Genomic DNA, 26,553 nt, shown 5'->3' with positions numbered 1-26,553 from the left:
CCGACAAAAGGAACCATGGAATCATGGCTGTTGTAACCATGAAGCAGCTGCTTGACAGCGGCGCTCACTTCGGGCATCAGACCCGTCGCTGGAATCCCAAGATGAAGCGGTTCATCTTCACCGACCGCAACGGCATCTACATCATCGACCTGCAGCAGACGCTGACCTTCATCGACAAGGCCTACGAATTCGTGAAGGAGACCGTCGCGCACGGCGGTTCCATCATGTTCGTCGGCACCAAGAAGCAGGCGCAGGAATCGGTCGCCGAAGAGGCCACCCGGGTCGGGATGCCCTATGTCAACCAGCGCTGGCTGGGCGGCATGCTCACCAACTTCTCCACCGTGCACAAGCGCCTGCAGCGCCTCAAGGAACTCGAGGCCATGGAGCAGACCGGTGGCTTCGAGGGACGCACCAAGAAGGAAATCTTGATGCTGACCCGCGAGAAGAACAAGCTGGAGCGCAGCCTCGGCGGTATCCGCGACATGGCCAAGGTGCCGTCGGCCGTGTGGGTCGTCGACACCAACAAGGAGCACATCGCCGTGGGCGAGGCCCGCAAGCTGGGCATCCCGGTCATCGCGATCCTGGACACCAACTGCGACCCCGACCTGGTCGACTACCCGATCCCGGGTAACGACGACGCCATCCGTTCGGCAGCGCTGCTGACCAAGGTCATCGCCTCCGCGGTGGCCGAGGGCCTGCAGGCCCGGGCGGGCCAGGGCAACGGCGACAAGGCCGAGGCCGTGGCGGCCGAGCCGCTGGCCGAGTGGGAGCAGGAGTTGCTGGCCGAGGCCACCACGTCTGCCCCCGACGCCGCTGCCGGCGCCGAAACCACCACCGACGCATCGTAGGAAAGGCACACCACAGTGGCGAACTACACCGCTGCCGACGTCAAGCGGCTTCGGGAACTCACCGGCTCGGGCATGATGGACTGCAAGAATGCCCTGGCCGAGAGCGACGGCGACTTCGACAAGGCCGTCGAGATGCTGCGCATCAAGGGCGCTAAGGACGTCGGCAAGCGTGCCGAGCGTGCCACCGCCGAAGGTCTGGTCGCCGCCAAGGACGGCGCCCTGATCGAGATCAACTCCGAGACCGACTTCGTCGCCAAGAACGACGAGTTCAAGGCGCTCGCCGAAGAGGTCGTCGCCGCCGCCGCGGCGGCCAAGACCTCTGACGTCGACGAACTGAAGGCCGCCAAGCTCGGCGACCGCACCGTCGGTGAGGCGATCGAGGCGCTGTCGGCCAAGATCGGCGAGAAGCTCGAACTGCGCCGGGTCGCCTACTTCGACGGCACCGTGGAGACCTACCTGCACAAGCGGGCCTCCGACCTGCCGCCGGCGGTGGGTGTGCTGGTGGAGTACAGCGGCGACGGCGCCGAGGCCGCTCACGCGGTCGCGCTGCAGATCGCGGCGCTCAAGGCCAAGTACCTGACCCGCGACGACGTTCCGGCCGACCTGGTGGCCAACGAGCGTCGTATCGCCGAGGAGACGGCCAAGGAGGAGGGCAAGCCGGAGGCCGCCCTGCCCAAGATCGTCGAGGGTCGCGTCACCGGCTTCTTCAAGGACGTCGTGCTGCTGGACCAGGCATCGGTGTCGGACTCGAAGAAGACCGTCAAGGCCCTGCTGGACGAGGCCGGCGTGACCGTGACCCGCTTCGTGCGGTTCGAGGTCGGTCAGGCCTAGCTCCTCGTTCTCGTCGTACGAAAACCGCCGCCGGCGCCCGTCCCTCGGGTACCGGCGGCGATTTTCGTTTGGGCGGGACGCACCGATAAGGTCACCCGCATGCAAAACGTGCACGCCTTCGGCGACGACGCGCTTCGTGACTCCGATGCGGTCGGACTGGTGGAACGACTCCGGTCCGGCGAGGTGTCGGCGGTAGACCTCGTCGACGCGGCGATCGCACGCAGCGAGGCGGTCGATCCGCACCTCAACGGCCTGGCCTACCGGGACTTCGAGCGTGCTCGCGCGGCGGCCGTCGAGACGGCGCGACCGGGCCGCTCGGGGTACTTCGTGGGCGTGCCGACCTACGTCAAGGACAACGTCGACGTCGCGGGCATGCCGACCATGAGCGGCACCGACGCCTGGCAACCGCAGCCGGCCGCGGCCGACGGCGAATTCCCCGCGCTGTACCGGGGCACCGGGCTGATCCCGCTGGGCAAGACCCAGTTGAGCGAGTTCGGGTTCAGTGCCTCCGCCGAACATCCGCGTATCGGTGCGGTGCGCAACCCGTGGAACACCGACCACACCGCCGGGGCGTCGTCGTCGGGGTCGGCGGCGTTCGTGGCCGCGGGAGTGGTGCCGATCGCGCACGCCAACGACGGTGGTGGATCCATTCGTATCCCGGCGGCCTGCAACGGACTCGTCGGGCTCAAGCCGTCGCGGGGGCGGTTGCCGCTCGACAAGGACTGGCGTGCCATGCCGATCCGGATCGTCTTCAACGGCGTGGTGACCCGCTCGGTCCGGGACACCGCCGCCTTTTACGCGGAGGCGGAACGGATCTCCCGCAACCCCAAGCTGCCGCCGATCGGTGATATCCGCCGGCCCGGCGCCCAGCGGCTGCGGATCGCGGTGATCACCCAGTCGATCTCCCGGGAGACCTCCGCGGAGATGCGTGAGCTGACGTTGAAGACCGCCGCGCTGCTCGAGGGGCTGGGACACCACGTCGACTACCTCGACCGCCCACCGGTGCCGTCTTACTTCGCCGACGACTTCCTGCTGTACTGGGCGTTCTTGGCGACCGCGTTGGTGCGTGGCGGCCGCCGGATGTTCGGCGAGTCCTTCGACCGCAGCAAGCTGGACAACCTGACGATCGGCCTGGACCGGCACGCCACCCGCAACCTGTACCGGCTGCCGCTGTCGGTGGCACGTCTGGCCGCCACGCGCCGTCACACCGCCCGGATGTACCGCGACTACGACGTGGCCCTGACACCGACCCTGGCGCACGAGACACCGCAGATCGGTCACCTGGACCCGACCGCCTCCTACGAGCAGGTCATCGACCGGCTGATGGACTGGGTGGCGTTCACCCCGTTACAGAACGTCACCGGTGAGCCGTCGATCTCGCTGCCGATGGCCCAGTCCGCGGCCGGGCTGCCGGTCGGCATGATGTTCACCGCACCGCTCGGCCAGGACGCCCGCCTGCTGGAGTTGGCCTACGAGCTGGAAGAGGCGCAGCCCTGGGCGACGATCCAGGGCCGGGCCTGACGTCCTACTCGGCTCCGATCCGCTCCAGCATCGCTCGGAGCCGGTGCTGCTCGGCGTCGGAGAGTGCGGCCAACACCCGGCGGTCGGCCACGCGCACCGCGTCCTCGGCCCTCGACAACAGATCCAGGCCGGCGTCGGTCAGCGTCGCCGGCAGTGCACGCCCGGAGGGCACCGAATCGGGGCGGCTCACCGCACCGCGATTCTGCAAGCGGTGCAGCACGGTGTTCATCGCCTGCGGGGTGACGCCGGCGTGCCGGGCCAACTCCGCGCTGGACAGCCCGGGCCGCTGGGACAGCACCCGCATGCAGACGAATTCGGGCAGGGTCAGCCCCAGCGGACCCAGCACCGCCGTCACCTGTGGGCGCAGTGCCGAACTGACCCGGTACAACAGATATCCCAGCGGAGCAGCGTCCACGTCACCCATGTCAAATATCTTGACATACAACGTCTCTACGCCGAGCGGCTATAGATCGTTTCCCGCATAGGACAGGTTGAAGCTCTTATTGGTCAGCGGGAAATCCGGGACGATCGTGTCGGTCATCGACATCGGAAGGGCGGGCCAGTTGAACCAGGACGGGTCGACGATCTTGGCGCGGCTCAAGGCACCGTCGGCCCCGACCTCCACGCGGTGCACGATGGTGCCGCGCCAACCTTCGACGATCCCGACGCCGCTGCCGGCGCCCGCGACGGCCGGAAGCTCTTCGCGGATATCGATCGCGCCACGGTGACCGTCGATCAGGTTGCGGCACAGTGCTACCGAGGCGGCGAACTCGTCGCGGCGCACGGTGTAGCGGGCCAACACGTCGCCGGTGGTCGCGGCTACCTCGGTGACCGGAAGATCGGTGGTCGGGTGGTCCAGGCGGGCATCGGTCACGATTCCGCTGGCTCGAGCCACATAACCGAGAACGCTCAATGCCTCGGCGTCGGCGCGGCCCAGCACCGAGGTCCCGGCGAACCGGTCGTAGATCACCGAATTGCCCAGCGTCAGTTCGGCGATCTCGGCCACGTCGTCGGCCAGACCCTGCAATCGATCCGGGTCGGGGAGGGCTTGCAGCACGATCCCGCCGGGCCGGATCGCCCCGCGCAGCAGTCGGTGGCCGGTGACTTCGGCGTTGATCCGCAGCAACTGTTCGCGGACCCGCTGGGCGTGCGCGTTGGCCAGTCCGAAACCCACGTCGTTGGCCAGGGCGCCCAGGTCCGTGACGTGGTTGTAGAGACGCTCCAGTTCGACGAGCAACGCACGCAGTCGGTGTGCCTCGTCGGGCAGGTCCGCGCCGACGGTGTTCTCCACGGCCAGGCTGTGCGCCAGCGCGTGACCCGCCGAGGTATCGCCGCTGATCCGCTCGGCCAGGTCGACGGCTGCGCCGATCGCCCGCCCCTGAAACAGGCGCTCGATTCCGCGGTGCACGAACCACAGTCGTACCTTGAGCCGCAGGATGGACTCACCGACCACCGAGAATCGGAAATGCCCCGGCTCGATCATGCCGGCGTGCACCGGGCCCACCGGGATCTCATAAACCCCGGCGCCGTCCACCGTCAGGAACGGGAAGGCGCCCGACGCGGCGAATTCCGGGGCCGGCCCGGCATCGTTGCGCATCGGATGCCACTGCTCGGGCCAGTGCGCGTGCCGCACCAGCCGTCGCGGCTGCGGATGGCCGACCGGTGTGATCCCGTACAGGTCGAGCATCTCGCGCTCGAACCGGCTCGCCTGAAACGACAGCTGAGCCAGGGACGGGACGGTCGGATTGTCCGCCGGAACAGTCAAGACCAGCTCGGTGCGGCGGTCCGGGCGGCCCGCCAGGAACAGATACACCACCCGCAGGGTGTCGCCGTCGTCGTGGGCGGCCAGCAGGGCGAGTCGGAATCCCTCGCCGATCAAATTCGTTGCGGCACCGACTAATTGGTCGTCGGTCACCGGTTGCACGTGAGTGGTCGGCCCCATCAGCGGACTCCGAGTTGGCTTGCGGCGCTAGCGAACAGATCGGACAGCGGGCCTGCGGTCACGCCCAGGGCGATCGACAGTGCAACCCCGGTCACCAGTGCGGCCGCAACGGTCGCCGGCACCCGGATCGCCGGGCTGCCGGCGGCGGGGGCGCCCAGCAGGATCCGGCCGGTGTTGCGGACCAGCGCCGCGAACGCCACCACCAGGCCGAGCAGGGCCACCCCCAGCGCCCACGTCAACCGGGTGTCGGCCAGCGAGATCGCGATCGCCACCTCGCTGGCGAACATCGCGAACGGCGGCAGTCCGAGCAGGACCAGCATCCCGACTGCGAAGGCGCCGCCGACCAACCGCGAGCGACCCAGTACGGCGGTGATCTCACCGATCGCGGTGCTGCGGTGGGCGACCTGCAATTGGCCGCCGGCCAAGAACAGCACCGTCTTGCCGACACCGTGTGCCAGCACATGCAGCAGCAGTGCGGTGACGGCCAACCGGGTGCCCGCCGCGGCCGCTACGGCGATCAGGCCCATGGTCTCCATCGACGAGTAGGCGAGCATCCGCTTGAGATCCGCGGTCACGGTGAGCAGCAGGGCCGCGATCAGCAGCGTGGTCAAACCGGCGACCAGCAGGGCGGTGCGCAGGAATTCCGGGCCCACCGCCACATCGATGATCGGCTTGATCCGGATCAGCACCGAGAACGCGACGGACAGCAGCACCCCGCTCATCAGCGCCGACACCGGTGCCGGGGCCTGGCTGTGCGCATCGGCGAGCCAGGTGTGAAACGGCGCCAGACCCATCTTGGCGCCGTAGCCGATCAGCAACAGCACACCCGCCAACCGGGCGACCGACGGATCCAATCCGCCGGCATGGGCGGCCAACACGTCGAGGTCGAGCGCATCCTCACCGCCGGCGCCGGCGTGTAGCGAGGCGAAGTGCAGCAACACCGTGCCCAGGAACGCGATCGTGATGCCCACCGAGCACACCATGACGTACTTCCAGGTGGCCTCCAGCGCGGCCCGGGTGCGGTGGTGGCCGACCAGAAACGCGGTGACCACGGTGGTGGCCTCCACCGCGATCCACACCACGCCGATGTTGTTGGCCGACACCGCAAGTGCCATCGCCGCCAGGAAGGCCGGAGTGAGGGTGCCGTAGAGGCGGGCACCGCCGGCATCGGTGTGTCCGGTGGCCAGTTCGGTGTCGATGTAACCGATGCTCGCCCAGGTGGCCAGGCTGCCGACGACACCGATGACGATCAACATGGTCGCCGACAGGGCGTCGGCGCGCAGCACACCGTCGAGGGCCAGCTGTGCTTCGTCACCGGTTCGCAAGCCCAGCGCCACACCGCATCCGAGGATGGTCAACGCCGATGCGCAGGTCAGGACCGCGCTCGACCGGCGCCAGCCGAGCGCCAACGCGCACAGCGATGCCAGGACCGGGGCCAGAATCGGAAGCAGGATCAGCAAAGTCATCAGTCGCGCAGCTCCCGCAGCAGGTCCAGGTCCACACCGCCGAAGGCGCTGCGCAGGTGCCCGGCCAGCACCCCGAGCACGATCAACGCGAACAGCACATCCAGGGACGCGCCGAGCTCGACGATCAGCGGGACGCCGGCGGTCAGCAGGAACGCGGTAGCGGCGATCCCGTTGTCCAGCATCAACAGTCCGACCACCTGCGAGACGGCGTGGCGGCGGGTGGCCATCATGAACAGCGCGATCAACACCGTCGCGATGGCCGCCGGAACGGCGTTGGTGGTGGTGCTCGGTGCCAGCGCGACCAATGGTTGGGCGATCACCAATGCCGCGACCACCAGCGCGGTGACCGCCAGCAGCGAGGTGGCGGTGCTGACCAGGGGAGTGGACTCGCGGCTCTCCTGGCGTTCGGCGCCCAGCGCGCGGGCCAGCAGCCACGGCAGCAGCGCCGCCCGCACCGCCAGGACCCCGACGCCCACCGCGAGCAGGGCCAGATCGTGGTCGTGTGCGCCACGGATCATCGGGATGGCGGCCAGGGCGACACCCTGGGCGACCAGCAGCCGGCGCACGACCGACGACAGGTCCCGTCGCCAGACGGCCAGCACCGCCGCCAGCAGCACACCGCCGGCGGCCAGGTCCACCATGTTCATGTAGTTCATCCGACCGCCCCCGTGAAGAAGTTCGCCGCCGTCACGGCCAGCACCGCCAGCAGGAAGGAGCCGGCGAGCAGCTCGGGAACCCGGAACAGTCGGAGCTTGGCGATGAACACCTCGACGAAGGCCATGGCGGCGGCCAGCGCAGCCACCTTGACCGCGATCGCGCCCGCCCCGATCGCCACCGCGAGCGCGCCCGGGTCGGCGCCGGCGATGCCCCAGGGGAAGAACAGGTTCGCCAGCAACGCCAGCAGCACCGTCAGCCGCATCCCGCCGGCCCACTCCACCAGCGCCAGCTTGGGACCGGCGTATTCGAGCACCATGGCCTCGTGCACCATGGTCAGCTCCAGGTGGGTGGACGGGTTGTCCACCGGTAGCCGCCCGGTCTCGGCGATGATCACGATCACCAGGGCCACGAACGCCAGCGCGCTGGCCAGCGAGATCACTTCGCCGGGGTGCTCGATGGTGTTGCCGACGATGGCGCCCAGGTTGGCCGAGTTCGCGGGGATCGACAGGGCGAACACGGCCAGCAGGATGGTGGGTTCCACCAGGGCCGCGATGGTGATCTCCCGGCTGGCGCCCATCCCGCCGAACGCCGTCGCGGTGTCGATGCCGGCCAGGGTCAGCGCCACGGTGCCCAGGAACAGCAGGCCCACCACGGTGATCAGGTCGGCGACCGGGTCCAGGGGCGATCCGGTCGCCACCAGCGGTGCGGTGGCGACGATCACCAGCGTGGTGGCGGCCAGCGCGGCCGGGGCGGCGGCGAACGCCCAGGTGGTGCCCAGCGGCTTGAGGTTCTGCTTGCGCAACAGTTTGCGCAGGTCGCGCCACGGCTGCAAGACGCCGGCACCGGTGCGGCCCTCACAGCGGGCCCGGACCTGCCGCATCAGCCCGATCACCAGCGGAGCACCGAGGACGACACCGACGACCTGCACGAAGCCCGCAAGGTAGGACATCGGATTCATCGCGCCACCAACATCGCGATCAGCACACCGATGGCACCGTAGGCCAGATAGAGGTGCACGCTGCCGGTGTGGGCACGACGCACCAACTGGGCGGTGTCGGCGACGGCCCGCAACACCGGCGCGTACCAACGGTCTTCGATGACGTCGGCCACCCGTGCCCGGTAGGCGATCCGTTCCACGATGTAGCTCGACGGGGCTTGCCGGGTTACCTCGACCGCGGTGTCGGTGTGCAGCACATCGTCGAAGACCTGCTGCAGCGGTTGGGCGAACGACGTCGCGGTGTATTGCATGCGCGGACTCAATTCCGTTGCGCCGCAAGCCCACAGCGGTACCGTGGCGGGGGCGGGCCGCCGCCGCGCGTGCCAGCGCGACCCGATCAGCACCACCGCGACGGCGGTGGCCAGCGCCGCGGCCAGCAGACCGGGAGACATCGACGCGTCCAGTCCGGGGATCCGCAGGTAGGTGCCGAGCGCGGGGGCTTCCCCGGTCAGCGGCAGGATGTCGAGCACCCGGCCGAGCAGCGGGCCGAAAATGCCCGGTGCGATCGCCAACACCGCACAGGCGAGCGCGGGCAGCGTCATCCCGGCGAGCATCGCGGTCGGGGCTTCCCGTGCGGCCTCGGCGGCCTCCGAGCGCGGGCGGGCCAGGAACCCGATACCGAATGCCTTGACCATGGCGGCCACCCCCAATCCGGCGGTGAGGGCCACCGCGCCCACGGCCAGCGGCGTCACCAGCGCGATGGTGATGTCGTTGTCGGCGCGGGCGTGCATCAGCGACTGGATCAGCAGCCACTCGCTGACGAAACCGGCCCCCAGTGGCAGGCCGGCGGCGCCGAGCGCGGCCACTCCGAACAGTGCTGTGGTGCCGGGCATCCGGCGGGCCAGGCCGCCGAGTCGGTCCAGGTCGCGCAGGCCGGTGGCCGCCAGCACCGACCCGGCGGCCAGGAAGCCCAGGCTCTTGAATGCGGCGTGCGCGATCAGGTGCAGCAGTGCTGCGACCGCGGCCACCGCAGCGGCGGTGTGACATCCGGAACCGGACAGCAGCGCCGCCGCGCCCAGCGCCAGGGTGATCAGCCCGATGTTCTCGGTCGTCGAATACGCCAACAACCGTTTGAGGTCGGTGGCCACCGAAGCCTGCAGCACCCCGTACATCGCCGAGGCACCGCCGACGATCAGCAGCGTCAGCCCCCACCACCGGGGGCCGTGCCCCAGAATCTGCAGGTCGATGCGGATGATCCCGTAGATGCCGAGGTTGACCATCGCCGCACTGAGCAGGGCCGAGACCGGGCTGGGCGCTTCCGGATGCGCGCGGGGCAGCCACGCGTGCAACGGCAACAGGCCGGCCTTCGAGCCGAAACCGATCAGGGTCAGCACGAACACGGTGTTGCGCACCGGTTCGGACAGTGGACCGATACCGGCGAAGTCGTCGCCGCCGCGGGCCGCCAGCACCACCATGCCCAGCAGCAGCGTCACGAAGCCCAGTTGGGTCATCACCGCGTAGATCAGGGCGGCCGAACGCACTTCGCTGCGTTGCTGATCGGTGAGCACCAGTACCAGCGAGGTCAGCGCCATCAGCTCCCAGGTGAGCAGGAACGTCGTCACCGACCCGGCCGCCGGGACCGCCAGCAAGGTCACCACGAACAGCGGCAGCGTCACCAGTGGCAGGGCCCGATAGTTCTCGTGGCGGGCGTAGCCGATCCAGTACAGGCCGGCGGCGACGGCGACCGCACCGGTCAGCACCATGAAGAATCCGCTCAGCGCGTCGATGCGCAGCTGCACACCCAGCAGGGGGACCAGCCAGTCGATGCGGAGCTCGGCGACGGTACCGAACACGCCCGCCAGGCCCAGGCCCGCGCCGGCCGCACCGACACCGGCCGTCGCGAACCCGCTGAGCGTCGAGCCGAGTGCGTTGCGTTGCAACGGTTCCGTGACGGACGGTGTCGAGGTGCTCACCGACCGGTCACCGATCGCAGTGCGGCGATGATCTGATCCGGGGTGGGCGGGCAGCCGGGGATCTCCACATCCACCGGGACGACCTCACCTACGGAGCCCACGGCCGCGTACGCCTGCGCGAACACGCCGCGGTTGAGTGCGCAGTCCCCGCACGCGATCACTTTCCGCGGATGGGGTGTGGCGTCGAGGGTGTTGCGCAGCGGTTCCGCCATGTTGCGGGTGACCACGCCGGTGACCAGCAGCGCATCGGCGTGACGCGGTGAGGCGACCAGTCGGGCGCCGAAGCGTTCGGCGTCGTAGACCGGCCCGAAGGCGCCGCCGATCTCGATCTCGCAGCCGTTGCAGGACCCGGCGTCGACGTGGCGGATCTGCAGGGATCCGGTGACGCCGGCCGGCGGTTCGGTAGCCGCCTGTGGGCGTGGGCCCGCGGGTTCGGTGACGCGGCCCAGGTTGCGGATGCGGCCGAGCCAGCTCATTTCTCCGCCATCAGGTCGTCGAGGATCGCCACTTGGTCGTTGAGCAGGCCGGTGATCGCCTTGCGCGCCACGGTGAGCAGTTCGGTGATCACCGGGGAGGCGATGGAGTAGACCACGGTGGTGCCGTCCTTGGTGGTGGTGACCACACCGGCGCGGCGCAGTACGCCGAGTTGCTGGGAGAGATTCGACGCTTCCAGCCCGATCTCGGGAAGCAGCTCACCGACGGTGTGGTCACGTTCGGCGAGCAGTTCGAGTACTCGGATCCGGGCGGGGTGTCCCAGGGTCTTGAAGAACTCGGCTTTCACCTGATGTAGCGAGTTCGGCACGGGCCGACCATAGCAGTGAATACATCAATTGAAAATTTATTCATACGTTGTACAACCCGATGACACCTCGCCACCCCGGGCTGCGTTTGACCGGTCCGGTAGGGCAGGATGACAATGCCGTCGCGGACAGTTCCCGCGATGGCGCTGTTATATGCACGGAGCCCCGAGGAGCCTGATGACGGAGCCGACGAGTACCGACGGCGAGCGACCTGACGGCCGCCCCCCTTACACCCGGGTATTGCTCAAGCTCGGTGGGGAGATGTTCGGTGGCGGGCAGGTCGGCCTCGATCCCGATGTGGTGGCGCAGGTGGCACGTCAGATCGCCGAGGTCGTCCGTAGCGGGGTCCAGGTCGCGGTGGTGATCGGCGGCGGCAACTTCTTCCGCGGCGCGCAGTTGCAACAGCGCGGTATGGAACGCATGCGCTCGGACTACATGGGCATGCTCGGCACCGTGATGAACAGCCTTGCGCTGCAGGACTTCCTGGAGAAGGAAGGCATCGACACCCGGGTCCAGACGGCGATCACCATGGGGCAGGTGGCCGAGCCCTACATTCCGCTGCGGGCGCAGCGGCACTTGGAGAAGGGCCGGGTGGTGATCTTCGGCGCCGGCATGGGGCTGCCGTACTTCTCCACCGACACCACAGCGGCCCAGCGGGCATTGGAGATCGGTGCACAGGTGGTGTTGATGGCCAAAGCCGTCGACGGAGTGTTCACCGCCGACCCGCGGACCGACCCCGACGCCCGGCTGTTGACCTCGATCACCCACCGGCAGGCTCTCGAACAGGGCCTGAAGGTGGCCGATGCCACCGCGTTCAGCCTCTGCATGGACAATGGCATGCCGATCCTGGTGTTCAACCTGTTGACTGATGGAAATATCGCCCGTGCGGTTGCGGGTGAGAGGATCGGAACACTGGTCACCACCTGACCAACAGCGGTGCGAGGCGGCGCCGCCGGCGCGGGTGCCACAGCGAAGCGATAACTGAGGAGCGGGGCAGATGATCGACGAGGCTCTCTTCGATGCCGAAGAGAAAATGGAGAAGGCCGTGTCGGTGGCCCGTGACGACCTCTCGACCATCCGAACCGGTCGGGCCAACCCGGGCATGTTTTCGCGGGTCGTCATCGACTACTACGGGTCGCTCACCCCGATCACCCAGCTGGCCAGCATCAATGTGCCCGAGGCGCGGATGGTGGTGATCAAGCCCTACGAAGCGTCGCAGCTGGGCCCCATCGAGAACGCGATCCGCAACTCGGACCTGGGCCTGAACCCCACCAACGACGGTTCGCTGATCCGGGTCTCGGTGCCCCAGCTCACCGAGGAACGGCGCAAGGAGCTGGTCAAGCAGGCCAAGGCCAAGGGTGAAGACGCCAAGGTCTCGGTGCGCAACATCCGCCGCAAGGCGATGGAAGAACTGGGCCGCATTCGCAAAGACGGTGACGCCGGCGAGGACGAGGTGGGCCGCGCGGAGAAGGACTTGGACAAGTCCACCCAGCAGTACGTGACCCAGATCGACGAGTTGGTCAAACACAAAGAAGGCGAGCTGCTGGAGGTCTAGCGGCCGTACAGCAGCGAAAAACCGTGGCAGACAACGATACCGGCGTAGACGCCGCGGAGTCGCAACCGAAACAGTCGCGAGCCGGACGTAACCTCCCGGCGGCAATCGTCGTGGGTGTCGTGCTGAGCGGGATCCTGGTCTACACGCTGCTGTTCGCCTCGAAGTACTGGGTGCTGCTGCTGGCGGTCGCGACTCCGATCGCCACCCACGAGATCACCCGCCGACTGCGCGAAGTCGGCTACGACGTGCCGTTCATTCCGCTGGCGCTCGGCGGGCAGGCCATGCTGTGGCTGTCGCTGCCGTTCGGGGCCCGGGGCGTGCTGGGTGCTTTCGGCGCCACCGTGGTGCTCGCCATGATGTGGCGGCTGGTCGGGAGGGGTCTCGACCACGCCCCGGTCAACTACCTGCGGGACACATCGGTGACCATCCTGATCGCCGTCTGGGTGCCGCTGTGCATGAGTTTCGCGGCCCTGTTGGTCTTCCGCGACGACGGACCCGGCCGGGTGCTGTGCCTGCTGTTTCCGGTGGTGTTCTCCGACACCGGCGGTTACGCCGTCGGTGTGCTGTTCGGCAAGCACCCGATGGCACCGGCGATCAGCCCGAAGAAGTCCTGGGAGGGCTTCGCCGGATCGCTGGTGTTCGGCGTTGCCGCGGCGGTGTTCGCGGTGGTGGTGTTCCTGCACCGGCCGTGGTGGGTGGGGCTGCCGCTGGGAGTGCTGCTGGTGCTGACCGCGGTCTTCGGCGACCTGATCGAGTCCCAGGTCAAGCGGGATCTCGGCATCAAAGACATGGGTCGGCTGCTGCCCGGCCACGGCGGCATGATGGACCGGCTGGACGGACTGCTGCCGTCGGCCGTGGTGACCTGGATCGTGCTCGCCGTGCTGCCCTGATCACCGGGCATACTGGAACCGATCATGACGCAACAGCTGGTGTTCAACGCGCCCCGACGCGCACTGCCCCCACGGCACCTGGCCGATCTCGACGCCGACGGTGTGGTGGCCGCGGTCGTGGAATTGGGGTTGCCGGCCTTTCGGGCCAAACAGCTGGCGAACCAGTACTACGGCCGGCTGATCGCCGACCCCCAGCAGATGACCGACCTGCCGGCCGCGGTGCGCTCCTCGGTGGCCGACGCGTTGTTCCCCGGCCTGCTGACCGCCGCCAATCAGGTCGAATGCGATGCGGGGGAGACCCGTAAGACGTTGTGGCGAGCACATGACCGGTCCAAATTCGAATCGGTGGTGATGCGCTACCCGCGCCGCAACACGGTGTGCATCTCTTCGCAGGCCGGTTGCGGCATGGCCTGCCCGTTCTGCGCCACCGGCCAGGCCGGGTTGACCCGCAACCTGTCCACCGCGGAGATCCTCGAACAGGTGCGGGCGGCCGCCGTCGACCTGCGCGACCGGGATCAGGGCCGGTTGTCCAACATCGTGTTCATGGGGATGGGCGAGCCGCTGGCCAACTACGCCCGGGTGGTGGCCGCCGTCCGGCGGATCACCGCGGCGCCGCCGAACGGGTTCGGCATCTCGGCGCGAGCGGTGACGGTGTCGACGGTGGGACTGGCCCCGGCGATTCGCAAACTGGCCGACGAGCGTCTCGGGGTCACCCTGGCGTTGTCGCTGCACACCCCCGACGACGAGTTACGCGACACCCTGGTCCCGGTCAACAACCGGTGGAAGGTCGCCGAAGTGCTCGACGCGGCCCGCTACTACGCGGACGTGACCGGCCGGCGGGTGTCGGTGGAGTACGCGTTGATCCGGGACGTCAACGACCAGCCCTGGCGGGCGGACCTGCTCGGCAAGAAGCTGCACCGGGCGCTCGGGCCGTTGGTGCACGTCAATCTGATTCCGTTGAACCCGACTCCCGGCAGCGAGTGGGACGCCAGTCCCAAGCCGGTGGAGCGGGAGTTCGTGAAGCGGGTGCGCGCCCAAGGCGTGGAATGCACGGTCCGCGACACCCGAGGCCGCGAGATCGCGGCCGCCTGCGGGCAGTTGGCCGCCGAAACCCGGTAAAGACGCCGCGAGATCGGAACCACGCAGGAAAAGGCCGACTAGGCCTCTGCGTCAGTCCGATCTCGCGGAACGGGGACTGCGGTCAGCGCAGCCAGCCGCGATTGCGGCCGATGATGTCGCGCACGACGACGAACAGTGTCAGCCCGGCGAAGCCCACCACGAAGCAATCCTCGACGTGGCCGACGTGGTTACCGCGCAGCATCAGCAGCAGAAAACCGGCGAGGACGAGTCCCACGATGTGCCAGGTGCGGTAGTTGATCGCGCTCCAGCCCCATGCTGCCGACGGCACCTCGACAGGGTCGACGCCGTTGTGGCGCTCCACCTCGGTACTGGCCACTTCGACTCCTTAAGTTCGGCTGGCAACTGCTGCGCAACATTCTGGCATACCCGAACTTTCCCGATCTACCGTGGACGCCATGGGCTGCGAAGCCGCAGATGTGCCGCCGGTCTGTGATTTCGCCGTGGCGCCGACGCACAGCGCACCGGGCGTGACGTCGATGGTGGGTTACCGCACGCGGGAGGTCCCCGACGCCGCGCATCGGGGGATGCCGTCGTCGACGTTGGTGTTCATCATCAGCCTCGACGACGGGGTCGAGGTCGCCGCCAGCGCCGACACCTTGCCGCTTGCCCGGCCGAATCCGGTCATCCTGGGTGGGCTGCACGTGCAGGCCAGCCATGTGCGGCAGTGTCGGGGCCAGGCGGGGGTGCAGGTGGCGGTGCATCCGTTGGCGTCGCGCGTGCTGTTCGGGGCGCCTGCCGCCGAATTGAGCGTGACCGATTTCGATGCGGCCCCGGTGCTCGGGCGGGCGTCGGCGCGACTGCACGAGCGGGCAACCGAGGCGCGTCGCTGGCCCGACGCCTTCGCGGTGGTGGCGGAGTATCTGATCGAGGCGCGGCAGCGTCATCTGCAGGCCCCCGGCACTGCGGTGCGTCCCGAGGTGGCCCATGCCTGGCAGTTGCTGCAGCGCAGCCGGGGCCGGGCGCCGGTCAGTGCTCTCGCCGAGCGGGTCGGTCTGAGCCGGCGGCAGCTGAGCACGCTGTTTCGGCGGGAAGTCGGCCGTACCCCCAAGACCGTGGCGATGCTGATGCGCTTCGAGTACGCGACCGCCCGGATCGCCGGCGACGCACGTCGGCACCGTCGAGTCGATCTGGCCGGCATCGCCGCCCAGGCCGGATACTCCGACCAGGCCCATCTGACCCGAGAGTTCGTCAGGTTCGCCGGAGTCCCGCCCGGGGCCTGGCTGGCCGAGGAGTTCCAAAACATTCAAGACGGCGGCCACGCACCGCGATCACAGTGGTGTCATGACCAATTCGAATCCGACTGTCTGGCTGACCCTGACGGCACATGACGCGCCCAAGCTCATCGACTACTACGTCGACACATTCGGCTTCGTCGTCACCGCCCGCTGCGGCGACACCGGCGACACCATCGAGCACGCCGAGCTGATCTGGCCCGAAGGCAGCGGCGGCATCATGCTCGGCAGCCACAAACCCGGCAACGTGTGGTCACGGGAGCCGGGCACCGCCGGCGGCTATGTCGTCACCGGCGACCCCGACGCCCTGTATCAGCGGGTGACGCGGTGCGAAGCCGACGTGGTGCGGCCGTTGGCCGACACCGACTACGGTGCCCGCGAGTTCACCGTCCGCGACCCGGAGGGCAACCTGTGGAGCTTCGGTGACTACGCCGGGGAGCCGCTCGGCTGATCTCGGGCACAATGAGCAGGTGAGTTTGTCTGCGGCGGGCCGGATCAAAGTTCTGCTGTTGGGCTCCACCGGCTCGATCGGGACCCAGGCATTGCAGGTGATCGCGGCGAACCCCGACCGGTTCGAGATCGTCGGCCTGGCCGCCGGCGGCGGTAGCCCCGAGCTGCTGGCCGCCCAGCGCGCCGAGACCGGGGTGAGCCGGATCGCCGTCGCGAACGAGCAGGTCGGTGCCGCGCTCGACGCCCCCTACCGGGGACCCGACGCCGTCAACCGGCTGGTCGAAGACACCGAGGCCGACGTGGTGCTCAACGCGCTGGTCGGCGCGCTGGGGCTGCGACCCACGCTGGCCGCGCTCGAGACCGGCGCCCGGCTGGCGCTGGCCAACAAGGAATCGCTGATCGCCGGGGGCCCGCTGGTGCTGCAGGCCGCCGCACCCGGCCAGATCGTGCCGGTGGACTCCGAACACTCCGCGATCGCGCAGTGCCTGCGCGGCGGCACCGCCGACGAGGTGGCCAAGATCGTGCTCACCGCCTCCGGCGGCCCCTTCCGCGGCCTCTCGGCGGCCCAGCTCGAACACGTCACCCCGGAACAGGCCGGTGCGCATCCGACCTGGTCGATGGGCCCGATGAACACGCTGAACTCGGCGTCGCTGGTGAACAAGGGGCTCGAACTCATCGAAACCCATCTGCTGTTCGGTGTGCCCTATGAGCACATCGACGTCGTCGTCCACCCGCAGTCGATCGTGCATTCCATGGTCACCTTCACCGACGGCTCGACGATCGCCCAGGCCAGCCCGCCCGATATGCGGCTGCCGATCGCACTGGCCCTGGGCTGGCCCGCGCGGGTGCCCGGGGCCGCGGCGGCCTGTGACTTCTCCGCCGCCTCCACCTGGGAGTTCGAGCCGCTCGATGACACCGTCTTCCCGGCGGTGCAGTTGGCGCGCCAGGCAGGTCGGACCGGCGGCTGCCTGACCGCGGTCTACAACGCCGCCAACGAAGAAGCCGCCGAAGCCTTCCTGGCGGGCCGGATCGGTTTCCCCGCGATCGTGGACACCATCGCCGAGGTGCTGGGCGCCGCCGACCAGTGGTCCGCGCAACCGGCTACCGTGGATGAGGTACTCGACGCGCAACGCTGGGCCAGACGGCGCGCGGCTCGCAGTGTCGAGGCGATGGCTACGAGAAAGGTCGGAAGCACCCGATGATGTTCGCGGTCGGCATTGCGTTGTTCGCGCTGGCCATCCTGGTTTCGGTGGCACTGCACGAATGCGGCCACATGTGGGTGGCCCGGGCCACCGGAATGAAGGTGCGACGCTACTTCGTCGGTTTCGGGCCCACGCTGTGGTCGACACGACGCGGCGAGACCGAATACGGCCTCAAGGCGATCCCCGCCGGCGGATTCTGCGACATCGCCGGCATGACGTCCGTCGAAGAGTTGGAGCCCGACGAGCAAGAGCGCGCGATGTACAAGCAGAGCACCTGGAAGCGGGTGGCGGTGCTCGCGGCCGGGCCCGGGATGAACTTCGTCATCGGTCTGGTCATGGTCTACGCCATCGCCGTCATCTGGGGCCTGCCCAACCTGCACGCACCCACCACCGCCGTCATCGGTGAAACGGCATGTGTGGCACCGGAAATCGCCAAGGGCGAACTGGGCACCTGCACGGGGCCCGGGCCGGCTGCACTGGCCGGTATCGAGGCCGGCGACGTGGTGGTCAAGGTCGGCGACACCTCGGTGTCGACCTTCGACGAGATGGCCGCGGCGGTGCGCAAGCAGCACGGCCGTACCCCGATCGTCATCGAACGCGACGGCACCACGTTGACGCGCTACGTCGACGTGGCCCCCACCCAGCGCTGGATCGCCGACGGCGCCGACCGCGAGGCCGTCGCCACCACGGTCGGTGCGATCGGTGTCGGTGCCGCGCAATTCGGGCCGACCCGCTACGGCCCGATCGACGCGGTCCCGGCCACCGTCGCCTTCAGCGGCGACCTCGGCGTGCTGCTGGGCAAATCGCTGGCCAACATCCCCACCAAGGTCGGGGCGCTGGTGCACGCGATCGGCAATCCGAGCGGTCCCCGCGACCCCGAGACCCCGATCAGCGTGGTCGGTGCATCGATCATCGGCGGCGACACCGTCGATCACGGTCTGTGGGTGGCGTTCTGGTTCTTCCTGGCCCAGCTGAACTTCATCCTCGGTGTGCTCAACCTGGTGCCGCTGCTGCCGTTCGACGGCGGCCACATCGCGATCGCACTGTACGAGAAACTGCGCAACCTGGTCCGGTCGGCGCGGGGCAAGGTCGCCGCGGCGCCGGTGAACTATCTCAAGCTGATGCCGGCCACCTACGTAGTCTTGGTGGTCGTGGTCGGCTACATGCTATTGACCGTCACCGCCGACCTGGTCAATCCGATCAGACTGTTTTGATAGGAGTCGCCTCATGAGCGTCGGGCTGGGAATGCCGGCTGCACCTCCGCCGACGCTGGCGCCGCGGCGCAAGACCCGCCAGCTCGACGTCGGCGGCGTCGGAGTGGGCAGCGAGCATCCGATCGCGGTGCAGTCGATGTGTACCACCAAGACCCACGACGTGAACACGACGTTGCAGCAGATCGCGGAGCTGACGGCTTCGGGTTGCGACATCGTGCGGGTGGCCTGCCCGCGGCAGGAGGACGCCGACGCGCTGGCCGAGATCGCCCGGCACAGCCAGATCCCGGTGATCGCCGACATCCATTTCCAGCCCAAGTACATCTTCGCCGCGATCGATGCCGGGTGTGCCGCGGTGCGGGTGAACCCGGGCAACATCAAGGAGTTCGACGGCCGGGTCGGCGAGGTCGCCAAAGCGGCCGGCGCCGCGGGGATCCCGATCCGGATCGGCGTCAACGCCGGCTCGCTGGACCAGCGGTTCCTGGCCAAGTACGGCAAGGCCACCCCGGAAGCCCTGGTGGAGTCCGCACTCTGGGAGGCGTCGCTGTTCGAGGAGCACGGCTTCGGCGACATCAAGATCAGCGTGAAGCACAACGACCCGGTCGTGATGGTGGCCGCCTACGAGCAGCTGGCGGAGCAGTGCGACTATCCGCTGCATCTCGGCGTCACCGAGGCCGGGCCGGCGTTCCAGGGCACCATCAAATCCGCGGTGGCGTTCGGGGCGCTGCTGTCGCGCGGCATCGGCGACACCATCCGGGTGTCGCTGTCGGCGCCGCCGGTCGAAGAGGTCAAGGTCGGCAACCAGATCCTGGAGTCGCTCAATCTGCGGCCGCGGGGATTGGAGATCGTCTCGTGTCCGTCCTGCGGGCGGGCGCAGGTCGACGTCTACCGGTTGGCCAACGAGGTCACCGCCGGACTGGAGGGTCTCGACGTCCCGTTGCGGGTCGCGGTGATGGGTTGTGTGGTCAACGGACCCGGTGAAGCCCGCGAGGCGGATCTGGGGGTGGCTTCCGGTAACGGCAAGGGGCAGATCTTCGTCAAGGGTGAGGTGATCAAGACCGTCCCCGAGTCGCAGATCGTCGAGACTCTGATCGAGGAGGCCATGCGGTTGGCCGAGCAGATGGGGGACGGAACTCCCGGCGGTTCGCCCACCGTCGCCGTAAGCTGAATCACCATGTCGGCGCTGCCGGATTTTCGGCTCGATCAGCAACGGGTAACCGTTGCGCGTGATGCGGCTGCGGTCTGGCGGGTGCTCGAGGAGGATCCGGTCGGTTCCTGCATGGTCGCGGCGCGGGTCGCCGACCACGGCGTCGATCCCCGGTTGATCGGCGGGGAGCTCTGGACGCGGGGCGCGGTGACCGAATCCCTGTGTTACGCAGGGGCCAACCTGATTCCACTGCGTGGCGCGCCGGCCGATCTGGCGGCCTTCGCGGACAAGGCGGTGGGCGCGATCCGGCGTTGCTCGTCATTGGTCGGCCGGGCCGAGTTGGTGTTGCCGATGTGGCAGCGCCTCGCCGACGCCTGGGGCCCGGCTCGCGACGTGCGGGAGAATCAGCCGCTGATGGAACTGCGCACCATGCCCTCGTGCGCGATGGATCCGGACGTGCGTCAGGTGCGACCCGACGAACTCGACGCGTACCTGGTGGCGGCGGTCGACATGTTCATCGGCGAGGTCGGGGTGGATCCGCGGGCCGGTGACGGCGGTCGGGCCTACCGCCGCCGGGTGGCCAATCTGATAACAGCGGGCCGCGCCTGGGCGCGGTTCGAACGCGGCGAAGTCGTCTTCAAAGCCGAGGTCGGCTCACAGTCGCCGAGTGTGGGGCAGATCCAAGGTGTCTGGGTGCACCCGGACCGGCGTGGGCACGGGCTCGGGGCCCGCGGTACCGCGATGCTGTCCGCGGTGCTGGTCGGTACCGGACGGATAGCCAGCCTCTACGTCAACGATTTCAACGCGGTGGCGCGGGCCACCTACGAGCGGGTGGGTTTCACCCAGACCGGCACCTTCGCGACGGTTCTGCTCGACTGATCCGGGTCCGGGCCGCCGGAATCTCGTCATATCTCGACCGGGACACGAAGTGATCTCGGTGCGCCTCCACGCCCGTGACCTCTCCAGTCTTTAACATCAGCCTCAATGACAACTGCAAGCACATTCGTCACACGCGTAACGGGTCTGTTCGCGGTGCTGATCACCGCGGCGGGCATGACGGCCTGTACTCCGCGCCCCGACGGTCCCGCCCCGGTGGCCGAACGGTTCTTCGCCGCTCTGGCCACCGGCGACACCGAGACGGCCGCCGAACTCAGCGACGATCCGTCGACCGCCCGCAGCGCGCTCAACGCCGCCTGGGCGGGCCTGCAGGCCGAACACCTGGACGCTCAGGTCCTCGGCTCGCGCTACACCGACGACACCGGCAACGTGTCCTACCGCTACACCTGGCGGCTGCCCAAGAACCGGACCTGGGCCTACGACGGACAACTGAAGATGGTCCGCAACGAAGGCCGCTGGGCGGTCCGCTGGACGGCGACCGGCCTGCACCCGAAACTGGGCGAGCATCAGACCTTCGCGCTGCGGGCCGATCCGCCGCGCCGCGCCGCGGTCAACGAGGTGGGCGGCACCGATGTGCTGGTGCCCGGCTACGTGTACCACTACCAGCTGGATGCGACCCGGGCCGGCGCCAACCTGATCCACACCGCGCGCGCCGTGATCGACACCCTGCGCCCGTTCGACGACGAGCTCGGCGACGCCCAGCGGCTGGCCGAACAGGCCAGTTCCTCGGCGACCCCACTGGATCTGATCACCCTGCGCAAAACCGATCACGACCGCATCCAGCCCGCGATCGGGCGGTTGCCGGGTGTGCTGGTCACTCCGCGCCCCGACCTCCTGCCCACCGACGATCAGTTCGCGCCGATGCTGGTCCGCGAGGTCAAGAAGGCCGTCGCCACCCAACTCGACGGTGAAGCGGGCTGGCGGGTGGTCAGCGTCAACCAGAACGGAGTCGATGTCGCGGTGCTGCACGAGGTCGAGCCCGCGCCGGCGCCGTCGCTGACGATCAGCCTCGACCGTGCGGTGCAGCGCGCCGCCCAGAACGCCGTCAACACCCGCGGCGACAAGGCGATGATGGTGGTGATCAAGCCGTCCACCGGTGAGCTGCTCGCCGTGGCGCAGAACGGTGCCGCCGACGCCGACGGACTGGTCGCGACCAGCGGCCTGTATCCGCCCGGCTCGACGTTCAAGATGGTCACCGCCGGTGCGGCGATCGAGCGCGACATGGCGACACCGAACTCCATGGTCGGTTGTCCCGGCCAGCTCGACATCGGCCAGCGCACCATCCCCAACTACGGCGGATTCGACCTCGGCCTGGTGTCCATGTCGCGGGCGTTCGCCGATTCCTGCAACACCACCTTCGCCGAGCTGGCCAGCCGGATGCCGCCGCGGGCGCTGTCGCAGGCCGCCAGTCGTTACGGAATCGGGGTGGACTACCTGGTGGACGGCATCACCACCGTCACCGGCTCGGTGCCGCCGACGGTCGACCTCGCCGAACGCACCGAAGACGGCTTCGGCCAGGGCAAGGTGCTGGCCAGCCCGTTCGGGGTCGCGCTGGCCGCCGCGACGGTCGCCGCCGGCCACACCCCGGTACCGCGGCTGATCGAGGGCAGGCCCACCGCGGTCAACGGCCCCGTCGGGCCGCCGGTCAGCCCGGAGATCCTCGACGGCCTGCGCCAGATGATGCGGCTGGTGGTCACCGACGGCACGGCACGCGACATCGCCGGGTGCGGGCCGGTGTTCGGCAAGACGGGAGAGGCCGAATTCGCCGGTGGGTCGCACTCCTGGTTTGCCGGCTACCGGGGTGACATGGCCTTCGCCGCGCTCATCGTCGGCGGCGGCAGCTCCCAGTACGCGGTGCGCATGACCAAGGTGATGTTCGACTCGTTGCCGGACAACTTCCTGCTGTAGAGCGCCCCGGCTCGGCACCGGTAAATTGAGAACCCATGACGGGTCCTGACGACGACATGGTGTTGCGGGTCTCCGATGCGGACCGCAACGGCACCCTGCGTCGGCTGCACAACGCCGTATCGCTCGGATTGATCGACATCGGCGAGTTCGAGGAGCGCGCCGCACAGGTCTCGCAGGCCCGGATGCGCTCGGATCTCGACACGCTCATCGGTGACCTGCCCGGGCCGCGCGCCATCGTCACATCGGCCGCCGACCGGGTCGAACTGCGGGGCTGGGCCGGCTCGCTGAAACGGCACGGGGAGTGGATCGTCCCGACCCGGCTGTCACTGGTGCGGCGGCTCGGTTCGATCGACCTGGACTTGACCAGGGCGCGCTTCGCCGGCCCGGTCGTCGTCATCGAACTCGACATGCGATTCGGGTCGGTGGACATCCGACTGCCCGACGGTGCCAGTGCCTCGATCGACGACGTCGAGGTCTACGGCGGAAGTGCCCGCGACCGCCGCACCGATCCGCCGGCCGAAGGAACCCCGCACCTGGTGCTCACCGGGCGGGTGTTCTGCGGGTCGGTGGATATCCGCGGCCCCCGGCGCACGCTGCGCTGGCGTCGTTGACAGCTGGCGTTAAGCTGGCGTGATGCCCGTTCGTGCTCCGCTTTCCCCTGGTGTGCTCTCTCCGACGTTGCAGGTGCCGCGGTCGATCCCGCGCCCGGAATACGTCGGGCGCGACACCGCCGCCGAGGGCAGTGAGCCGTGGGTGCAGACCCCCGAGGTGATCGAGAAGATGCGGGTGGCGGGTCGGATCGCCGCCGGCGCGCTGGCCGAGGCGGGCCGGGCGGTCGCGCCCGGGGTGACCACCGACGAACTGGACCGCATCGCCCACGACTACATGGTCGATCACGGCGCCTACCCGTCCACGTTGGGCTACAAGGGCTTTCCGAAATCGTGCTGCACGTCGCTGAACGAGGTGATCTGTCACGGCATCCCGGACTCCACGGTGATCGCGGACGGTGACATCGTCAACATCGACGTCACGGCCTACATCGACGGCGTCCACGGCGACACCAACGCCACGTTCCTGGCCGGTGACGTATCCGAGGAGCATCGACTGCTGGTCGAGCGCACCCGGGAGGCGACCATGCGGGCCATCAAAGCGGTCAAACCCGGCCGCGCGCTCTCCGTGATCGGCCGAGTCATCGAAGCCTACGCAAACCGGTTCGGCTACAACGTCGTCCGCGACTTCACCGGGCACGGCATCGGGACCACGTTCCACAACGGCCTGGTGGTGTTGCACTACGACCAGCCCGAGGTCGACACCGTCATCGAGCCGGGCATGACGTTCACCATCGAACCCATGATCAACCTGGGCAGCCTGGACTACGACATCTGGGACGACGACTGGACGGTGGTCACCAGTGACGGCAAGTGGACCGCCCAGTTCGAACACACCCTGGTGGTGACCGACGACGGCGCCGAGATCCTCACCCTGCCGTGAGGTCGCGGCAGCACCTGTCGAGCCACTGAGGGGTACGCGAAAACCGCCCCGCACCGCCGGACGGGCGGTAGCGTTGCGCAGATGCCGGGCACGATGATGACCATCGACGGGTTCCCGATCCCGGTCGATGTAGCTGGGCCGGAGACCGGGCCCGTCGTCGTCGTGCTCGCCGCCGCCCAGCACCCGCTCTCCGCCTATGACGCGGTCTGCCAGCGCCTGCACACCGCCTCGCTGCGGACCATCGTGATCGGTGCCGACCCGCGGCTGACGCCGAAGTCGGTGATCGGCATCCTCGATTCACTCGGCGTGCAGTGCGGCGTGCTGATGGGCGACCGGACCGGTGCCGACATCGCCTGGGAACTGGCGGCGACCCGCCCGGACCGGTTCACCGGGTTGGTGGTGCTCGACCGCGGCCATCCGCGGGCGCCGGACCTGGCCGGGGTGATTCGCGACGAACGCTGTCCGCCGGTCGAGATCAACACCACGGTGCTGGTCAGTTCCCGGGCCACCGCGTCGGTTGCCGATGCCAGCCAGCGGTTCGTCTACGGCGAGCACCGACTGGTGACACTGCCCGGGCGGCGCAGTGCCCAAGAGTTCACCGCGCAACTCGCGATGGAGATCGTGTTGCGAGCCAGTACCTGGTAGCAACCCGATAGGGGAGAAAATCGAATAATCACGGGGGAATGAGATGTTGTCGTGGGGGCAATCGATTCCGGCTCTGCTGCGCGAGCGGGCTCAGCAGTGGCCCGACCGGCCGGCGTTCACCTACATCGACTACGACGTCGATCCGGACGGCTATGCCGATACGCTGACCTGGTCGCAGATCCTGCGGCGCACCGAGGCCGTCGCCGCCGAGGTGGCCGCGGTCGCCGCGCCGGGGGATCGCGTCGCGCTGCTGGCGCCGCAGGGCCTGGAGTACATCGCCGGTTTCTTCGGTGCGATGGAGGCCGGCTGTATCGTGGTGCCGCTGCCGGTACCGGCGTTCGGTAGCCGGGACGAACGGGTCGGTGCCGCGCTGAAGGACTGCGCGCCGGCCGCGGTATTGACCACCTCGGCCGTCACCGCCGACGTCCACCCCTGCCTCAGCGGGATCGGGGGCAACGCCCCGGTGATCGTCGAGGTGGATCTGCTCGACCTGGATTCGCCGGTCGAATGGGCCGGGACCGGTACGACGCCGACCAAAACGGCGCTGCTGCAATACACTTCGGGATCCACCGGATCACCGCGCGGCGTCGTCGTCACGCACCGCAACGTCTTCGCCAACATCGAACAGGTGCTGGCGGACTATTTCGGCGACGACGGGGGAGCGCCGCCGCCGGAAGCCACCCTGGTGTCCTGGCTGCCCTTCTACCACGACATGGGCCTGCTGCTCGGCGTGATGGGAGCCGTCCTGCTGGGACGCCACTCGGTGGTGATGTCCCCGATGGCGTTCCTGCAGAAGCCGGCCCGATGGATGCAGCAACTGGCCGTCAACTCCTGCGCATTCACCGCCGGGCCGAATTTCGCATTCGAACTGGCCGCACGCCGGACCTCCGATGCGGATATGGCGGGGCTGGACCTGGGCGGCGTGCACACCATCCTGTCCGGCAGCGAGCGGATCCACGCGGCGACGATCCGACGTTTCGGCGAACGATTCGCCCGGTTCGGCCTGCCGCCCAACGCCGTGGCGCCCTCCTACGGGCTGGCCGAGGCGATGGTCTATGTGGCATCGGCGCCGCGGGCCAACCGCCCGGTGACCGTCCGTCTCGACTACGACGACCTGGTGGCGGGCACGGCACGCAGCGGTCCGGCCGGAGCGGAGCTGGTCAGCATCGGGGCACCCCGCGCCTGCACGGTGCGGATCGTCGACCCCGAATCGCACACCGAGAAGCCCGACGGCCGGGTCGGGGAGATCTGGGTCCACGGGCCCAACGTGGCCGCAGGCTACTGGCACAACCCCGAAGCCACCGAGCGCACCTTCGGCGGGCAGCTGCAGAGCCCCACCCCCGAGACTCCGAATGCGCCCTGGTTGCGCACCGGGGACCTCGGCGTCGTCTACCGGGGTGAGCTGCTGGTGGTCGGACGGATCAAAGACCTGTTGATCGTCGACGGCCGAAACCACTACCCCGACGACATCGAGGCGACGGTTCAAGAGCTCACCGGAGGTCGCGTCGCCGCGGTACCGGTGCGCACCGAGGGGGCGGAGAAACTGGTGGTGATCGCCGAGGTCAAGAACCGCGGCACCACCGTCGCGGAGCAACTCCAACGGATAGCGTCCTTGAAAAAGGATGTGGCAGCGGCGGTTTCACGATCCCACGGGGTCCGAGTCGCCGACCTGGTGTTGGTGGCTCCGGGCTCGCTGCCGATCACCACCAGCGGCAAGATCCGCCGGTCGACCTGCGCCGACTGCTACCGGACGGCGCAATTCCGTCGGCTGGAGCCCGTCGATTGACCGTGGCCGGGTAGCCTGACAGCA

27 protein-coding genes are annotated in these 26,553 nt (G+C 68.7%); 18 read left to right on the top strand and 9 right to left on the bottom strand.

All coding sequences use genetic code 11. From position 1 onward, the window contains the following. Window positions 1-23 precede the first annotated feature (23 nt). The 3 genes from rpsB (at window position 24) to RCP38_RS12180 (ending at window position 3,200) form a co-directional block, all read left to right on the top strand. The gene (rpsB, locus tag RCP38_RS12190) at window positions 24-848 is read left to right on the top strand and encodes a 30S ribosomal protein S2 (RefSeq protein WP_308473215.1); all 825 of its coding nucleotides are present in this window, start codon (window positions 24-26) and stop codon (window positions 846-848) included. A gap of 15 nt (window positions 849-863) precedes the next feature. Next, on the top strand, window positions 864-1,679 hold the full coding sequence (gene tsf, locus RCP38_RS12185) for a translation elongation factor Ts (RefSeq protein ID WP_308473214.1): 816 nt from the start codon (window positions 864-866) through the stop codon (window positions 1,677-1,679). Between the two features lie 99 nt (window positions 1,680-1,778). Then, window positions 1,779-3,200, top strand: coding sequence for an amidase (locus RCP38_RS12180; protein ID WP_308473213.1), 1,422 nt, complete (start codon window positions 1,779-1,781; stop codon window positions 3,198-3,200). A 4-nt stretch (window positions 3,201-3,204) separates the two neighbouring features. Here the strand turns inward: RCP38_RS12180 and RCP38_RS12175 are convergent, their stop codons facing one another. Genes RCP38_RS12175 through RCP38_RS12140 form a run of 8 tightly spaced genes read right to left on the bottom strand, consistent with a single transcriptional unit; the run spans window position 3,205 to window position 10,977 of the window. Next, entirely contained in the window at window positions 3,205-3,624 is a 420-nt protein-coding gene (locus RCP38_RS12175; RefSeq protein WP_308473212.1) for a MarR family winged helix-turn-helix transcriptional regulator, read from the bottom strand. A 39-nt stretch (window positions 3,625-3,663) separates the two neighbouring features. Then, window positions 3,664-5,142, bottom strand: a complete 1,479-nt coding sequence (locus tag RCP38_RS12170) for a hydrogenase large subunit (RefSeq protein WP_308473211.1) — start codon at window positions 5,140-5,142, stop codon at window positions 3,664-3,666. Beyond that, entirely contained in the window at window positions 5,142-6,608 is a 1,467-nt protein-coding gene (locus RCP38_RS12165; RefSeq protein WP_308473210.1) for a proton-conducting transporter transmembrane domain-containing protein, read from the bottom strand. Before RCP38_RS12165 ends, RCP38_RS12170 begins: the two co-directional genes overlap by 1 nt. Beyond that, entirely contained in the window at window positions 6,608-7,264 is a 657-nt protein-coding gene (locus RCP38_RS12160) for a hypothetical protein (RefSeq protein ID WP_308473209.1), read from the bottom strand. Before RCP38_RS12160 ends, RCP38_RS12165 begins: the two co-directional genes overlap by 1 nt. Further along, the gene (locus RCP38_RS12155) at window positions 7,261-8,214 is read right to left on the bottom strand and encodes a respiratory chain complex I subunit 1 family protein (RefSeq protein WP_308477240.1); all 954 of its coding nucleotides are present in this window, start codon (window positions 8,212-8,214) and stop codon (window positions 7,261-7,263) included. The genes RCP38_RS12160 and RCP38_RS12155 overlap by 4 nt, the downstream gene beginning before the upstream one ends. 5 nt (window positions 8,215-8,219) lie before the next feature. Continuing rightward, window positions 8,220-10,175 (bottom strand): proton-conducting transporter transmembrane domain-containing protein, encoded by a 1,956-nt coding sequence (locus tag RCP38_RS12150; RefSeq protein WP_373692347.1) that lies wholly within the window; start codon window positions 10,173-10,175, stop codon window positions 8,220-8,222. Then, window positions 10,172-10,651 carry an NADH-quinone oxidoreductase subunit B family protein gene (locus tag RCP38_RS12145; RefSeq protein WP_308473208.1) on the bottom strand — a complete coding sequence of 160 codons (480 nt, stop codon included), beginning with the start codon at window positions 10,649-10,651 and terminating at the stop codon, window positions 10,172-10,174. The genes RCP38_RS12150 and RCP38_RS12145 overlap by 4 nt, the downstream gene beginning before the upstream one ends. Next, window positions 10,648-10,977: an ArsR/SmtB family transcription factor gene (locus RCP38_RS12140; protein ID WP_308473207.1), complete on the bottom strand. Its 330-nt coding sequence runs from the start codon at window positions 10,975-10,977 to the stop codon at window positions 10,648-10,650. Before RCP38_RS12140 ends, RCP38_RS12145 begins: the two co-directional genes overlap by 4 nt. Window positions 10,978-11,152: 175 nt before the next feature. On the opposite strand from RCP38_RS12140, the gene pyrH reads away from it, so the two are divergent. From pyrH to rlmN, 4 genes are all read left to right on the top strand, one after another. Further along, on the top strand, window positions 11,153-11,902 hold the full coding sequence (pyrH, locus tag RCP38_RS12135) for a UMP kinase (RefSeq protein ID WP_308473206.1): 750 nt from the start codon (window positions 11,153-11,155) through the stop codon (window positions 11,900-11,902). 70 nt (window positions 11,903-11,972) lie between these two features. Further along, the gene (frr, locus tag RCP38_RS12130) at window positions 11,973-12,530 is read left to right on the top strand and encodes a ribosome recycling factor (protein ID WP_308473205.1); all 558 of its coding nucleotides are present in this window, start codon (window positions 11,973-11,975) and stop codon (window positions 12,528-12,530) included. Window positions 12,531-12,553: 23 nt separating this feature from the next. Beyond that, window positions 12,554-13,420 carry a phosphatidate cytidylyltransferase gene (locus RCP38_RS12125; RefSeq protein ID WP_308473204.1) on the top strand — a complete coding sequence of 289 codons (867 nt, stop codon included), beginning with the start codon at window positions 12,554-12,556 and terminating at the stop codon, window positions 13,418-13,420. A 24-nt stretch (window positions 13,421-13,444) separates the two neighbouring features. After that, window positions 13,445-14,539 (top strand): dual-specificity RNA methyltransferase RlmN, encoded by a 1,095-nt coding sequence (gene rlmN, locus RCP38_RS12120; protein ID WP_308473203.1) that lies wholly within the window; start codon window positions 13,445-13,447, stop codon window positions 14,537-14,539. A gap of 82 nt (window positions 14,540-14,621) precedes the next feature. Here rlmN and RCP38_RS12115 read toward each other — a convergent pair whose 3' ends face one another. Then, on the bottom strand, window positions 14,622-14,876 hold the full coding sequence (locus RCP38_RS12115; protein WP_308473202.1) for a DUF2631 domain-containing protein: 255 nt from the start codon (window positions 14,874-14,876) through the stop codon (window positions 14,622-14,624). A 160-nt stretch (window positions 14,877-15,036) separates the two neighbouring features. Here RCP38_RS12115 and RCP38_RS12110 point away from each other — a divergent pair, with 160 nt between their 5' ends. The 11 genes from RCP38_RS12110 to RCP38_RS12060 all read left to right on the top strand — a co-directional run bounded on the left by RCP38_RS12110 (window position 15,037) and on the right by RCP38_RS12060 (window position 26,529). Next, complete coding sequence (locus RCP38_RS12110; RefSeq protein WP_308477236.1) at window positions 15,037-15,888, top strand: helix-turn-helix domain-containing protein; 852 nt, start codon at window positions 15,037-15,039, stop codon at window positions 15,886-15,888. After that, window positions 15,842-16,243 carry a VOC family protein gene (locus RCP38_RS12105; RefSeq protein ID WP_308473201.1) on the top strand — a complete coding sequence of 134 codons (402 nt, stop codon included), beginning with the start codon at window positions 15,842-15,844 and terminating at the stop codon, window positions 16,241-16,243. Before RCP38_RS12110 ends, RCP38_RS12105 begins: the two co-directional genes overlap by 47 nt. Window positions 16,244-16,262: 19 nt before the next feature. Then, window positions 16,263-17,444, top strand: coding sequence for a 1-deoxy-D-xylulose-5-phosphate reductoisomerase (gene dxr / locus RCP38_RS12100; RefSeq protein ID WP_308473200.1), 1,182 nt, complete (start codon window positions 16,263-16,265; stop codon window positions 17,442-17,444). Beyond that, on the top strand, window positions 17,441-18,658 hold the full coding sequence (locus RCP38_RS12095; RefSeq protein ID WP_308473199.1) for a M50 family metallopeptidase: 1,218 nt from the start codon (window positions 17,441-17,443) through the stop codon (window positions 18,656-18,658). Before dxr ends, RCP38_RS12095 begins: the two co-directional genes overlap by 4 nt. 13 nt (window positions 18,659-18,671) lie before the next feature. Further along, window positions 18,672-19,823, top strand: a complete 1,152-nt coding sequence (gene ispG / locus RCP38_RS12090) for a flavodoxin-dependent (E)-4-hydroxy-3-methylbut-2-enyl-diphosphate synthase (protein WP_308473198.1) — start codon at window positions 18,672-18,674, stop codon at window positions 19,821-19,823. 6 nt (window positions 19,824-19,829) lie between these two features. Beyond that, a complete protein-coding gene (locus RCP38_RS12085; RefSeq protein WP_308473197.1) occupies window positions 19,830-20,681 on the top strand; it encodes a GNAT family N-acetyltransferase in 852 nt (283 codons plus the stop codon). Between the two features lie 105 nt (window positions 20,682-20,786). Next, window positions 20,787-22,607, top strand: a complete 1,821-nt coding sequence (locus RCP38_RS12080) for a penicillin-binding transpeptidase domain-containing protein (RefSeq protein WP_308473196.1) — start codon at window positions 20,787-20,789, stop codon at window positions 22,605-22,607. A gap of 35 nt (window positions 22,608-22,642) precedes the next feature. Continuing rightward, complete coding sequence (locus tag RCP38_RS12075; protein WP_308473195.1) at window positions 22,643-23,218, top strand: DUF1707 SHOCT-like domain-containing protein; 576 nt, start codon at window positions 22,643-22,645, stop codon at window positions 23,216-23,218. Window positions 23,219-23,240: 22 nt separating this feature from the next. Further along, a complete protein-coding gene (gene map / locus RCP38_RS12070) occupies window positions 23,241-24,098 on the top strand; it encodes a type I methionyl aminopeptidase (RefSeq protein ID WP_308473194.1) in 858 nt (285 codons plus the stop codon). A gap of 81 nt (window positions 24,099-24,179) precedes the next feature. Beyond that, window positions 24,180-24,743 (top strand): alpha/beta fold hydrolase, encoded by a 564-nt coding sequence (locus tag RCP38_RS12065; RefSeq protein ID WP_308473193.1) that lies wholly within the window; start codon window positions 24,180-24,182, stop codon window positions 24,741-24,743. A 43-nt stretch (window positions 24,744-24,786) separates the two neighbouring features. Continuing rightward, window positions 24,787-26,529 (top strand): AMP-binding protein, encoded by a 1,743-nt coding sequence (locus RCP38_RS12060; RefSeq protein WP_308473192.1) that lies wholly within the window; start codon window positions 24,787-24,789, stop codon window positions 26,527-26,529. Window positions 26,530-26,553 lie beyond the last annotated feature (24 nt).

This window comes from Mycolicibacter sp. MU0083, assembly GCF_963378075.1.
In the GTDB taxonomy this organism is placed as follows: Bacteria; Actinomycetota; Actinomycetes; order Mycobacteriales; family Mycobacteriaceae; genus Mycobacterium; species Mycobacterium kokjensenii.
This window is presented reverse-complemented; position numbering and strand designations above follow the sequence as displayed.